Raw genomic sequence first — 12,832 nt, 5'->3', positions numbered from 1 at the left:
GTGAGTTTGCAAAAATCACTTCGGTATGCACAATTTGCTTTATACTGGAGAAACAACGTTATAAAGGGTGCGCTTATCGCGCTGATTTTTGAAAGGAGTTTCTGATGATTAAACGTTTAACGACTTTAGCGGTAGCCGCCTGTGTCCTGACCGGATGCGTAAATGATAACTCGCTTTCCGGGGATGTTTATAGCGCCAGCGAAGCTAAACAGGTCCAGAGCGTTACCTACGGGACACTGGTTTCTGTCCGCCCTGTTAAAATTCAGGGGGGCGATAACGACAGTATGCTGGGCGCAATTGGTGGTGCAGTCATCGGGGGCTTCCTCGGTAACACTATCGGTGGTGGCGCAGGCCGTAGCCTGGCGACCGCAGGCGGTGCAGTCCTCGGCGGACTGGCCGGTCAGGGGGTTCAGAGTAACCTGAATGAGTCCAACGGGGTGGAACTGGAAATCCGTAAAGATGACGGTAACACTATTATGGTGGTTCAGAAACAGGCTGCCAGTCGTTACTCTGCCGGGATGCGTGTTGCTTTAGTCTCGAACGGCAGCCAGGTGACCGTTTCACCACGCTAAGCACTCGTCTGCTGCCGTCAGCTTCACCGGGATAAACCGGCGAGTCAGACGGCATGTTGAGGCTACCGCCGCCAGCCCCTTTTTTACTAACCCGTCCTGATGACGGGTTTTTTTTACCTTATCGCAGGGGCCGGGGAAAATCGCGTGGCGACGAACCAGGCCGCACTACCCCTCTTTTCCTTGCAGTTCGACAATGTTTTTTTCCAGTCTGGCGATTACATTGACCATCAGATCGATTTCTTCGGCGGATATTCCGCTCAGGATATCTTCGCGGCTGCGGTTGATGACCCTTTCCAGTTGTTCGATGACCGGGGCGGCTTCTTCTGTCAGAGTAATACGTTTTGCCCGGCGATCATCTGCACAGGGAGTCCGGCTGATAAGGCCTTTTTGTTCCAGCTGATCCAGTGTTCTGACCAGGGACGGTTGTTCAATACCAATCGCTTTGGCCAACTGGATTTGTGACTGGTCCGGCGGTAACTGATGAATATTGTGCAAAGTGACCCACAGTGTCTGCGTCAGACCAAGAGGTTTCAGTCTGTTATCAATCACTGCACGCCACATACGAACCAGTCTCGCCAGATCAGTGCCCAACGAAGATTCCATATAAGCTCCTTATAATTAGCTTGCTAAGCAATGTCGTCTTTCTTACACTATTTTGCGTTTTTTAAGGAGCAAATACAAATGTCTGATGAAAAGCGCCTTTTTTGCCAGGTTTTTATTTCCGATATCTGTCTCAGAGGATAAGCCACAATGATTTGGACCAGCCCTCCTCCGTTAACCGCACTCACTGAACTGGTGTTCGGAGACTCTCTTTTTTTTCCGCCGATGTTTAAATCGGTATTGTCTGGCTTTTTTCTATGGCTGGTCATCCATCCGTTAATCAGAACGCGTATTTATTCCGGGCGTTTCTGGCATCCGACGCTGATGGATCTTTCCGTATTTATATTGTGTGTCGTTTCCTCCTTTGGGTTACTTAACCTGAGATAATTTTCGATGAAAGTGAATCTTCTGAAGTACTTTTCGACGTTATTTGTCTTTGCTGTTGCACTGATCGCCGGCTGGTGGATGTGGAACTACTATATGCAGTCTCCCTGGACGCGTGACGGAAAAGTGCATGCGGAACGGGTGAATATTACCCCGGAAGTCTCCGGACGGATTGTTTCGGTGGCGGTCAGTGATAACCAGTACGTTCATAAAGGGGAATTGCTGGTAACTCTGGATACCGTTCCGTTTCAGATTGCCATCGATAATGCGGCGGCAGAACTGGCTAAGAGTCAGGCCGACCTGACGAAAGCGCGACATGAAGCAGAACGCAGGGCCAGCCTGCCGCGGAACATTATTTCCGCCGAGGACCTGGACATTGCCCGGCAGACCGCCGATGCCATGCAGGCCACCGTCAAAGCGGCCGCCGCCTCGCTGGATAAAGCGCGCTGGGATCTGCAACAAACCCGAATCTATGCACCGGCAGATGGCTGGGTCACCAACCTGACCTTACGTAGCGGTAACTATGCCAGTGAAGGCACTCCCCTGTTTGCCATGCTGGATAGCCATTCCTGGTACGTGATGGGGTATTTTGAAGAAACCAAACTCCGGCATATCCGTGCCGGCGCCCCGGCAAAAATCATTCTTTACAGTACCGGGACGACCCTTAAAGGCAGCGTACTGAGTATCGGACGTGCCATTTATGATCAGAACGTAGTGGATGACGGTCTGGTGGCGAATATCAAACCCACCGTTCCCTGGGTCCGGCTGGCACAGCGTGTGCCGGTCAGAATTAAGCTGGATGCTTTGCCGCAGGATCTTCTGCTGGTTGCCGGCACCACCTGTACGATTGTGATCAGTGACTGAAGATGAATCTTAACTGGCTGTCATGGCAGCGGCTGCCGTGGATTTGTGCCACCGGCCCGCAGTGGCGTTACGCCCTGCGTAACAGCCTGGCGATGTGTCTGGCGCTTATCTTTGCTTATACCCTGGATCTGGATCAACCCTACTGGGCGATGACCTCCGCCGCGGTGGTCAGCTTCCCGACCGTCGGCGGTGCAATCAGTAAAAGTCTGGGCCGGATCTGTGGCAGCCTGATCGGTGCCACCGTCGCATTAATGATTGCCGGCCACACCCTGAATGACCCCTGGCTTTTCACCTTTACTATCGCGGCGTGGCTGGCGTTCTGTACCTGGATTTCCAGCCATTATCAGAACAATGTGGCCTATGCGTTCTGCCTGTCCGGCTATACCGCGGCCATTATTGCCTTCAGCACGGTCAATGTCACCGAGGTGAACCAGGTCTGGGACATTGCTCAGGCCAGGGTATGTGAGGTGATCACCGGGATACTCTGTGCCGGTCTGATGATGATGATCCTGCCCAGTACGTCCGATGGCGATAATCTGATGCTGTCGCTGCGCAAAATGCATCAGGACATCTACCTGCATGCGGTGACGCTGCTCTCCCGCAATAGTACAACCCTGGCCCATACTGCGCATGAACAGGTTATTTCACAAATTCTGACCATGAATTTGTTACGGGTACAGGCATTCTGGAGCCATTATCGCTTCCGGCGGCAAAATAATGTACTGAACTATATTCTTCATCAGCAATTACGGATGACCAGTGTGCTGTCGGGGTTACGGCGCATGCTGCTCAACTGGCCGGAGGCGCCCGAAACGCTCTACCGGGGCATACAGGATATTTTAACGGAACTGTCCAGGCCCGGCGGTGATAAATATGCGATAGCCATGATCCTGCGGCGGATGGTCGCCGAAAATCCGGCCGATTTCCGTCAGCGTGCCGTCTGCGAACGGCTGCGCTATTTTTGCTGGTTATATCTGGACATTAACCGCTGGATCCGCCTGATAGAAGTCGCCGACGCCGATACACGCTTTCAGCCCCCGGCGGTCCCTTCTCTGGCACGCGAAAATGACAGTACCGAAGCCGCACTGAGTGCCTTGCGTACCTTTGTGGCAATCATTGCGGGGGGAACCTTCTGGATCAACAGTCACTGGGAGTCCGGTTCAGAGGCGCTGACATTAACGGCCATCGCCTGTGTTCTTTATTCCTCCTCCCCGTCTCCGGGAGGTACCATCTTCGGTTTGCTGAAAACGCTGCTGTTTCTCTGCTGCCTTAGCCTGGTAATGAAATTCGGTCTGATGATCCAGTTGACCGCACTCTGGCAATTTTTGCTGTTTCTTTTCCCGATGCTTATCACCGCTCAGTTACTGAAACTTCAGCAACCGGCCAATGCCGCCTTCTGGGGTCAATCCATCGTTTTTCTGGGGTCGTTTATATCGGTCACCAACCCGCCGGAATGGGACTATGCCGATTTTCTGAATGCCAATGTCGCCAAGGTCTGTGGCGTATTGCTTGCCTGGCTGGCCTTTCAGATCCTGCAGCCCAGCTCCGATGACCGTAAAAGCCGCCGCCATATCCGCGCGCTCAGGCTGGCCTTCCTGGATCAGTTACGCCGCCACCCGACCCTGAAAGAACATGATTTTGAATCCCGGGTTTACCACCTGGTGAGTCAGTTGAAGAGCAGCAAAAATCAGCAGGCGAAACTCTGGTTGTTACGCTGGGGCGTGGTACTACTGAATTGCTCGCACATCGTCTGGTATCTGCGCAGCTGGACGCCGCAGAATCCGGCATTAATGGCCCTGCGGGATAACTCTTTTCAGTCGTTACAACAGGTCATGAGTCTGCGCGGTGTCAGGCATAACGCGCTGGAGACTACCCTGGACGAACTGCAGCACACCCTGCTGGCGCTACAGACGCAGGATAACGAAGAAGCCCGTGAACTGGCCGGTATCCTCTGGCGATTACAGTGTTCACTGGCCCAGCTTCAGCAGGGCGTACCGGAGCCACCATTGTCCGGACCGCCTGCGCAGGGGTCAGAACAGTGATGGTTGCTCCGGGTCTTCCTCTGCCGGGACTGACGGTGCTTTATGCCAGCGCAGACGGCGTTGCTGGCACAAACGGATGACCGTGCGTTTCTGCGTATCGGTGAATGACATCCACCCGAAACGCTCTTCTCTGCTGCGCAGGCAGCCCACACAATAGCCGCGGTTGTCCGCCTGACAGAGGCCGCGGCACGGACTCGGCACAGGGAAAAATTCCAGTTGTTCAGCCATCGGGGTTCTCCCTGACAGGTAACGGGCCTGCAGCCCCATTGTCTGCGGATACCCTAAAGATAAAACAGGGGTGGTTTTTTTGCACTACGCTGATAGCAAGCTTATCAGTGAGTATAGCGGAGGGTTGTCTGTTTGTGCGTTCCTCCGTGAGCGCCCTTGTCAGTCTGCTGAGCGCTATTTACTCTTGCTGAGGTGACTGAAAAATAAACTTTATCTCTTGCCTGCTATGACAGGAAGACGATACCCCACGATCCTCCGGAGATACCTTATGACTGACAGCGTTCTTTTCAAGCCGCTTACCCTTGGCAGCATGACTGTCCCTAACCGGATCTTTATGGCGCCATTAACGCGCTTACGCAGTATCGAACCCGGTGACATTCCGACCCCACTGATGAAGGAATATTATCAGCAACGGGCGACGGCCGGCCTGATCATTACAGAAGCCACTCAGATCTCTTTCCAGTCTAAAGGCTATGCCGGTGCCCCCGGGCTGCATACGCCGGAGCAGATCTCCGCCTGGAGTGAGATCACCCGGGCCGTTCACCAGGCCGGCGGTCATATTGCCGTCCAGCTCTGGCACACCGGGCGTATCTCGCATGCCTCCCTTCAGCCGGGCGGTCAGGCGCCGCTGGCGCCTTCGGCGCTGCCGTCTCATACCCGGACCACACTGAAAGATGCCGCCGGTAACGTTTATCGTGAAGAGACAACCCTGCCCCGGGAGATGACCCAGGCGGAAATCCGGCAGGTGATTGACGATTTCCGCCAGGCGGTCGTGAACTCTGAAACGGTCGGCTTTGACCTGGTAGAAATTCATGGTGCGCATGGTTATCTGCTGCATGAGTTTTTATCACCGGAGTCCAATATCCGTACCGATAAGTACGGTGGCAGCGTCGAAAACCGTGCCCGCTTATTACTGGAAGTGGTCGATGCGGCAATCGCGGTTCGCGGTGCGGAACATATTGCTGTCCGCCTCTCCCCGGTCGGGACTTTCCAGGGGCTGACCAACGGGCCGGATGAAGAAGAAGATGCCCTGACGGTTATCAGAGAACTGGCGGCCAGAAAGATTGCGTACCTGCACTTCTCTGAACCGGACTGGACCGGTGGCGACTCGTACCGTGACGAATTCCGCAAAAAAGTCCGTGAGATCTTCCCGGGCGTTATCATCGGTGCCGGGGGGTATACGAAAGAGAAAGCCGAAGACTTAATCGGCCGTGGCCTGATCGATGCCGTGGCCTTTGGCCGGAATTATATCGCTAACCCGGACTTAGTGCTGCGTCTGGAAACCGACGCGCCGCTGAACCCGCAGCGTCCGGAAAGCTTTTACGGCGGCGGTGCGGAAGGATACACCGATTACCCGTTCCTCGGGCAGAACTGAGATTACCGCCACCCGTTTCCCTGTTACACTGATTACAATGACTGACCGGCCAGCATGATGTCCTGCTGGCCCTTTTTAATTGCTAAGAGGATGATATGCGTTTACTTCATACCATGCTGCGTGTCGGCGATCTGCAACGTTCGCTCGATTTTTATACCCGTATTTTAGGCATGAAACTGCTGCGTCAGAGCGAGAATACGGAATATAAATATTCCCTGGCCTTCGTGGGCTACACCGACGAAAGCGATGGGGCCGTCATCGAACTGACCTATAACTGGGGGGTTGAAAGCTATGACCACGGCAACGCCTATGGTCATATCGCGCTGGGGGTGGATGATGTTGCCGCAACCTGCGAAAGCATTCGTCAGAGCGGTGGCAATGTCACGCGGGAAGCCGGCCCGGTGAAAGGCGGATCCACCGTGATCGCCTTTGTCGAAGACCCGGATGGCTACAAAATTGAGCTGATTGAGAATAAACATGCCGGTCAGGGGCTGGGACACTGATCACCGGCCCGCCTTCTGACGGCGGGCCTTGCTGGCAAAGCCTGTATGCCACTGCTGCATCACAGGCGTTTTTTTGCGATACTAGCCTCTGCAATTTTCGTCCGATGAGATCCTGATGTCCGAAACTTCTTCCCCTAATGCTTTGAACCAACGTTTCCGTGGTTTCTTTCCCGTCGTCATTGATGTGGAAACCGCGGGTTTTAACGCCGATACTGACGCCTTACTGGAAATTGCTGCGATCAGCTTAAAGATGGATGACGATGGCTGGCTGCAACCCGACCAGACACTGCACTTTAATGTTACGCCGTTCGAAGGCGCTATCCTGCATCCTGAGGCGCTGGCCTTTACCGGTATTAATCCGGCGGACCCGGAAAGAAATGCTGTCAGTGAACATGACGCGTTACATGCTATTTTCAAAATGGTTCGCAAAGGTATGAAAGACAGCGACTGTGCCCGGGCCGTGATCGTTGCGCATAATGCCAATTTTGACCACAGCTTTGTGATGGCCGCAGCACAACGCAGTCACCTGAAACGTAACCCTTTCCACCCTTTTGCGACCTTTGATACTGCAGCGCTCAGCGGACTGGTGCTTGGCCAGACCGTACTGGCGAAAGCCTGTAAGGCGGCAGGCATGGAATTTGACAGCCACCAGGCGCATTCAGCCCTGTACGATACACAGCAAACGGCCACCCTGTTCTGTGAACTGGTGAACCGCTGGAAGCGTTTAGGTGGCTGGCCACTGCCTGTCGCCACCGACGGGAATGAGACCGGCGCTGAACCGGTATAAGCGTTATCTTATGCCCTGTCCGGCTATGCCAGGACAAAAAAATGCCCGCAGTCATTGCGGGCATCTGAAACGGGGGAAACGTCAGTTTATTCCGCGGCAGGATATTTTTCTGCCGTTTCTTTGATCAGCTGCTGTAATTCACCACGCTGATACATTTCCATAATAATATCGCAGCCACCGACCAGCTCGCCGTCTACCCATAATTGCGGAAACGTCGGCCAGTTGGCATATTTCGGCAGTTCTGCACGAATGTCCGGGTTCTGCAGTATATCCACGTAAGCAAAACGCTGACCACACGCAGAAAGTGCCTGTACCGCCTGGGCCGAAAAACCACAGCTTGGCAGCTTAGGGGAACCTTTCATGTACAGAAGGATCGGGTTTTCTGAAATCTGAGTCTGAATTTTTTCTAACGTGCTCATCATACTTCCTTTGCAACAAAACGACATGTCTGCCCATTGTAAGCGATAACGGCGGATTAATAAAAACGACATTTTATGACGATAACGTTTACATAGTGACTTAAGCACAAGCCGTTAAATGGCCCTTCTGTGACAGCGGTCACGTCTCAGAGGGGGGATTTACGGTAAAACAGATGCGTTAATTGCCTGTTTGCGCTCAATTTTCCGGCAAAAAACTTCTCGTAACAGATTCCGGAAAAAAGACCTTAACATTTGATAAATACCTGGATTAGAATGCATTTGGGGCTGGCTGAAAGGTCAGATGTTATTTTTTAAATATGTTCTCTCTTTCCGGGACATTTAACCTGTAACCTGACAACTATGCGTTTACTTATCACGCTTTTTATTCTTGCTGTTGCACAGCTGTTTTTTAACGTCGCCGAAGCTGCGCCACGTTCTGCTATTAATGTCTCTCATCATAAAGCGACACGGAAAAATGTTACCGAAGATATGCGAAGAAAGCGCAGACCGGTGAAAGCCACCAGCTCACGGCATAAAACGCGTCAGCCCCTTAGCCACCGTGTAAAAGCCTTAGCCAGCCATCGCAAACTCAGAGAACATCCTGCCCGTGAAGAGCAACACCGCACCGCAGAACATCACCGTATTGAAAAGAAAGTTTACGGACGTCATCGCCCCGTTGCCCGTAAATCGAACGCCCGCCCGTCAGAGAAACTGACCGCTATTCGTATGAGCAGTACGCACCGCATGCGTTATCAGAAAGCCCGTCAAACCGCCATGGTTAAACTGATGGACCAGCTAGGTAAACCCTATCAGTGGGGAGGCTCTTCGCCCCATACCGGTTTCGATTGCAGCGGACTGGTCTATTACGCCTATAAAGATTTGGTGAATTACCGGATCCCGCGTACCGCTAACGAAATGTTCCACCTGCGCGATGCCGCGCCGATCAAACGTAATCAGTTAGAAAAAGGCGACCTGGTGTTCTTCCATATTCATGGCCGTGAAAAGGCCGACCATGTCGGTGTCTACCTGGGTAACGGTAAATTTATTCAGTCCCCGCGTACCGGCAAAGACATACAGATCAGTGCCCTGAGCAACGAATACTGGCAGAGCCACTACATTGGTGCCCGCCGCGTGATGACCCCGACGACGGTACGCTAATTCAGCACCGGTTACCGGTCCTTCCGACAGAGGAAGCATAAAAAAGCCTGAACACTGTTCAGGCTTTTTTATTTACCGTCGCGGGACAGAAATACCCTCCCGGGGCCGGATGCATCCGTTAATGCATAATTGCAGTAAAACTGAATGCACAAATCATCAGTAATGCGACAACCGTGGTGGTCAGTGCCAGTTTAAGATCAGTATCCATTCGCTCCCCCTTATAAGCACAACAATTGTGTGGACATTATTATAATTACCATACTGTTGCGCAAAAATCTCGTTTTATTGGCGTGACCTTGCTAGAATTGCCGCCCTTCGTTGCGCAACGATGATGCGTGCTGAAATTTCGAGCGCGATTATCGTCCCGTCACAGGTCAATCGTCCCCCCTACATTACGAACGATTGCCTGAGTTCGGGCAAACGCAAACGATTAACTCGGCCAGCACAGAATAATGATAAACCCGGAGTAAGTATTGAATGGCAACTATTAAAGATGTGGCGAAACGCGCAGGGGTTTCCACCACTACCGTTTCACATGTCATTAATCAGACCCGCTTTGTTGCGGAAGACACCTGCAAGGCTGTCCGGGAGGCAATTAATGAATTGCATTATTCCCCGAGTGCCGTCGCCAGAAGTCTTAAAGTGAATAACACCCGGACCATAGGACTGCTGTCGACGTCCCTGGAAGCCCCCTATTTTGCAGAGATCATCGAAGTTATCGAGAAAAAATGTTTCGAGAACGGTTATACCCTGATCCTCGGAAATGCCGATAATGATCTGAAAAAACAGCGTGCTTACCTGTCGATGATGGCCCAGAAACGGGTGGATGGTCTGCTGGTGATGTGTGCGGAGTATCCGCAGGACTTACTGGATATGCTGGAACAGAGCCGCAATATTCCGATGGTGGTCATGGACTGGGGCGTTTCCCGCGGGGATTTTACCGATACCATTCTGGACAACGCTTTCCAGGGCGGATATATGGCCGGACGCTATCTGATCGAACGGGGTCACCGTGATATCGGCTGTATCCCGGGGCAGATGGAACGCAACACCGGAGGCGGACGCCTGTCTGGCTTCCTGAAAGCATTACAGGAAGCCGGTATCACCCTGCGTGACGAATGGCTGGTACAGGGCGATTTTGAACCGGAGTCCGGCTATCAGGCCATGCAGCAGCTGCTTGCGCAACCCCAACTGCCGACCGCGGTGTTCTGCGGCGGCGATATTATGGCGATGGGTGCCATCTGTGCTGCCGATGAACAGGGATTACGCGTCCCGCAGGATATATCGATCATCGGCTATGATAACGTGCGCAATTCACGTTACTTCACCCCGGCGCTGACCACTATCCATCAGCCGAAAAGTGAACTGGGTGAAAAGGCACTGGATATGTTGCTGGACCGCATCGTCAATAAACGCGAGGAGCCTCAGACCATTGAGGTCAATCCACGGCTGATTGAGCGCCGTTCGGTGACGGATGGGCCTTTTGTCGATTATCGTCGCTAAGCGCCACGTTTATTCCCTCAGCCACTCCTGATTCAGTGTGTCAGTATCCCCGAGGTAGTCGAGGATCCAGCGTAAGGCCGGTGAGCTACGTTCCCCGGCCCAACTGACGCAACAGGGGCTTTCCGGAAACGGGGCGGGTAACTGTAATTCTCTGGCCTCGCCGTGGGATAACAGCGGCCTGGCCAGATGGCCCGGCACCATGGCGACACACAACCCAGCCCTGACGCAGTCGAGACCGGTTTGCCAGTCCGGCACCGGCATACGTCGCTGATTATCCAGTGACCAGGTGATACGTCGGGGTAAGGCCCTGGACGTATCTTCCAGCATCAGTGAGGGCCAGGCGCGCAATTTCTCTTCTCCCGGCGGCCCCCCTGTCGCCAGAGGGTGATCGGCACTGACAATACAACGCCAGTTCAGGTGCCCCATATCCCGGAAGTCAAACCGCCCGGTCACCGGCACGGCACGGGTTGCACCAATAGCCATATCCACCCTGCCATCGGCCAGCGCATCCCATACACCATTAAACACTTCTTCACTGATGTGCAATTCAATATCCGGAAAATGGCGATAAAAGTCAGTCACCAGTTGCTGCATACGTTGCGGTTTAACAATCCTGTCCACGGCGATACTGACCTGTCCACGCCAGCCGTTCGCCAGTTGCTGACACTGACGACGGGTAGATTGCATTTTTTTGATAACCCCCCGGCTTTCACGGATAAAATGTTCCCCGGCCGGGGTGAGGATCACATCCCGGTGATGGCGCTCAAATAAGGGAACCGCCAGCCATTCCTCAAGCTGCCTCACCGTGTAGCTAATGGCCGACGGCACGCGATGCAGCTCTCTTGCCGCCGCACTGAAGCTACCATTCCTTGATACCGCATCCACCACTTCAAGTGCATATTCAGACCACATAATGACCTTTCAAAATTTTTAAACGTTAATCGCAAATATTACCGATTCACAACAGGCAATGCACCCTTTTACACTTTGCCCGAAATTTTTATTAGAGGAGATGTCATGAGGCATCCGGTGTTATTTTTAATTTATCTGGCATTACTCAGTATGCTGGGCTTTCTGGCCACAGACATGTATTTACCGGCCTTTGGTGCAATGAAACAGGACCTGGGTACCAGTGCCGGGGTGATCAGCGCCAGCCTGAGCCTGTTTCTGGCCGGTTTCGCCTGCGGCCAGTTACTGTGGGGGCCCCTGTCTGATGTGATCGGCCGTAAACCGGTACTGTTGTGCGGACTGGGAATTTTTGCCGCCAGTTGTCTGGCCATGCTATGGGTGACCTCGCCGGTGATGTTACTCGCCCTGCGTTTTATCCAGGCTATCGGCGTCTGTGCCGCGGCTGTCAGCTGGCAATCACTGGTACTGGACCACTATCCGGCCTCACGCAGTCAGAAGATTTTTGCCACCATCATGCCTCTGGTCGCGCTTTCACCGGCACTCGCCCCGTTACTCGGCGCCTGGCTGCTCGCACATTTCCACTGGCGTTCGGTTTTTCTGGTACTGACGATGGTAACCGTTGCAATGATGGCTTCAACGCTGTTTTTGCCGGCAGCCTCACGCGAACCTGACCGTGCTGCGGCAAAAAAGCCAGTGAAAGTCCGCTTTACCGATCTGCTGGCCGATCGCGCCTACCGTGGCAATGTACTGATCTATTCGGCCTGCTCCGCCAGTTTTTTTGCATGGCTGACCGGTTCTCCCTTTATTTTATCGGCACTGGGCCTGACACCGGCCGACATCGGGCTGAGTTATATTCCGCAAACAGTGACATTTCTCATCGGCGGATTCGGCTGCCGGTTACTGATGAACCATTTCAATGCCGCACGCCTGCTTCCCTGGTTGCTGGCGCTGTATGCCGTGAGCATTATTGCGACGATGGCGGCCGCTTATTCCGGACAGGCATCATTACTGACATTACTGTTACCCTTCTGCGGCATGGCGATGGCGAACGGCGCTATTTATCCTGTCGTGGTGTCAGCGGCTCTGCAGCAGTTCCCGTCCGCCAGTGGCAAGGCTGCGGCACTGCAAAACACCTTACAACTGGGCCTTTGTTTTGTGTTCAGCCTGATTGTCTCCGGACATCCTGAGCAACCGCTCATGACCACGGTGACCGCGATGGGGGTGACCGTCATACTGGCCCTGGCCGGTTACTTGCAGCAAAAACGCACCTGATCCCCCGCTCTTCCCCTCCGTGACGGTCTGCTAAGGATAAAATTTATTTCATCCTTAGCAGACTAATCCTGATCATTGAACATTCTGTTCGCACGGCATATAATCACCCAGGTGACAAAATATTAAAATAAGTCACTACATTTATAATAAAATTTAATGTGCTCTCACGGCATATGCGCATTTTTCGATATTTACACTATCCTCTGCTTTGTCTTT

At 53.2% G+C, this 12,832-nt stretch carries 15 protein-coding genes; 10 read left to right on the top strand and 5 right to left on the bottom strand.

Going from position 1 to position 12,832, the window contains the following annotated elements:
• Positions 1-104 precede the first annotated feature (104 nt).
• The gene (locus tag ABD035_RS04380; protein WP_212712460.1) at positions 105-572 is read left to right on the top strand and encodes an outer membrane lipoprotein; all 468 of its coding nucleotides are present in this window, start codon (positions 105-107) and stop codon (positions 570-572) included.
• A gap of 165 nt (positions 573-737) precedes the next feature.
• On the opposite strand, the gene slyA is transcribed toward ABD035_RS04380, so the two are convergent.
• Entirely contained in the window at positions 738-1,175 is a 438-nt protein-coding gene (gene slyA, locus ABD035_RS04375; RefSeq protein ID WP_212712459.1) for a transcriptional regulator SlyA, read from the bottom strand.
• A gap of 147 nt (positions 1,176-1,322) precedes the next feature.
• On the opposite strand from slyA, the gene ABD035_RS04370 reads away from it, so the two are divergent.
• From ABD035_RS04370 to ABD035_RS04360, 3 genes are read left to right on the top strand one after another with little or no spacing between them, the layout of a single operon-like run.
• Positions 1,323-1,559, top strand: coding sequence for a DUF1656 domain-containing protein (locus tag ABD035_RS04370; protein ID WP_212712458.1), 237 nt, complete (start codon positions 1,323-1,325; stop codon positions 1,557-1,559).
• Between the two features lie 6 nt (positions 1,560-1,565).
• Positions 1,566-2,420, top strand: coding sequence for an efflux RND transporter periplasmic adaptor subunit (locus tag ABD035_RS04365; protein ID WP_343867979.1), 855 nt, complete (start codon positions 1,566-1,568; stop codon positions 2,418-2,420).
• A 2-nt stretch (positions 2,421-2,422) separates the two neighbouring features.
• Positions 2,423-4,462: an FUSC family protein gene (locus ABD035_RS04360; RefSeq protein ID WP_343867977.1), complete on the top strand. Its 2,040-nt coding sequence runs from the start codon at positions 2,423-2,425 to the stop codon at positions 4,460-4,462.
• On the opposite strand, the gene ABD035_RS04355 is transcribed toward ABD035_RS04360, so the two are convergent.
• On the bottom strand, positions 4,451-4,690 hold the full coding sequence (locus ABD035_RS04355; RefSeq protein WP_212712455.1) for a DUF1289 domain-containing protein: 240 nt from the start codon (positions 4,688-4,690) through the stop codon (positions 4,451-4,453). The genes ABD035_RS04360 and ABD035_RS04355 overlap by 12 nt on opposite strands.
• A 268-nt stretch (positions 4,691-4,958) precedes the next feature.
• Between ABD035_RS04355 and nemA the strand changes: the two genes are divergently transcribed.
• From nemA to rnt, 3 genes are all read left to right on the top strand, one after another.
• Positions 4,959-6,065, top strand: a complete 1,107-nt coding sequence (gene nemA / locus ABD035_RS04350; RefSeq protein WP_343867974.1) for an alkene reductase — start codon at positions 4,959-4,961, stop codon at positions 6,063-6,065.
• 95 nt (positions 6,066-6,160) lie between these two features.
• The gene (gene gloA / locus ABD035_RS04345) at positions 6,161-6,568 is read left to right on the top strand and encodes a lactoylglutathione lyase (protein ID WP_343867972.1); all 408 of its coding nucleotides are present in this window, start codon (positions 6,161-6,163) and stop codon (positions 6,566-6,568) included.
• Between the two features lie 115 nt (positions 6,569-6,683).
• Complete coding sequence (gene rnt / locus ABD035_RS04340) at positions 6,684-7,355, top strand: ribonuclease T (RefSeq protein WP_343867970.1); 672 nt, start codon at positions 6,684-6,686, stop codon at positions 7,353-7,355.
• Positions 7,356-7,441: 86 nt separating this feature from the next.
• On the opposite strand, the gene ABD035_RS04335 is transcribed toward rnt, so the two are convergent.
• Positions 7,442-7,777 (bottom strand): Grx4 family monothiol glutaredoxin, encoded by a 336-nt coding sequence (locus tag ABD035_RS04335; RefSeq protein WP_212712451.1) that lies wholly within the window; start codon positions 7,775-7,777, stop codon positions 7,442-7,444.
• A 357-nt stretch (positions 7,778-8,134) separates the two neighbouring features.
• Here ABD035_RS04335 and ABD035_RS04330 point away from each other — a divergent pair, with 357 nt between their 5' ends.
• Entirely contained in the window at positions 8,135-8,932 is a 798-nt protein-coding gene (locus ABD035_RS04330; RefSeq protein ID WP_212712450.1) for a C40 family peptidase, read from the top strand.
• Between the two features lie 118 nt (positions 8,933-9,050).
• Here the strand turns inward: ABD035_RS04330 and cydH are convergent, their stop codons facing one another.
• On the bottom strand, positions 9,051-9,140 hold the full coding sequence (cydH, locus tag ABD035_RS04325; RefSeq protein WP_212712449.1) for a cytochrome bd-I oxidase subunit CydH: 90 nt from the start codon (positions 9,138-9,140) through the stop codon (positions 9,051-9,053).
• Positions 9,141-9,409: 269 nt separating this feature from the next.
• Between cydH and purR the strand changes: the two genes are divergently transcribed.
• Entirely contained in the window at positions 9,410-10,435 is a 1,026-nt protein-coding gene (gene purR, locus ABD035_RS04320; protein ID WP_212712448.1) for an HTH-type transcriptional repressor PurR, read from the top strand.
• Positions 10,436-10,444: 9 nt separating this feature from the next.
• Here the strand turns inward: purR and punR are convergent, their stop codons facing one another.
• Positions 10,445-11,347: a DNA-binding transcriptional activator PunR gene (gene punR, locus ABD035_RS04315; protein ID WP_343867965.1), complete on the bottom strand. Its 903-nt coding sequence runs from the start codon at positions 11,345-11,347 to the stop codon at positions 10,445-10,447.
• 105 nt (positions 11,348-11,452) lie between these two features.
• On the opposite strand from punR, the gene punC reads away from it, so the two are divergent.
• Entirely contained in the window at positions 11,453-12,616 is a 1,164-nt protein-coding gene (gene punC / locus ABD035_RS04310; protein ID WP_425579703.1) for a purine nucleoside transporter PunC, read from the top strand.
• Positions 12,617-12,832 lie beyond the last annotated feature (216 nt).

It is taken from the genome of Tatumella terrea, assembly GCF_039523755.1.
Classification (GTDB): domain Bacteria; phylum Pseudomonadota; class Gammaproteobacteria; order Enterobacterales; family Enterobacteriaceae; genus Tatumella; species Tatumella terrea.
The sequence above is the reverse complement of the archived record's forward strand: the minus strand, read 5'-3'. Positions and strand labels throughout refer to the sequence as shown.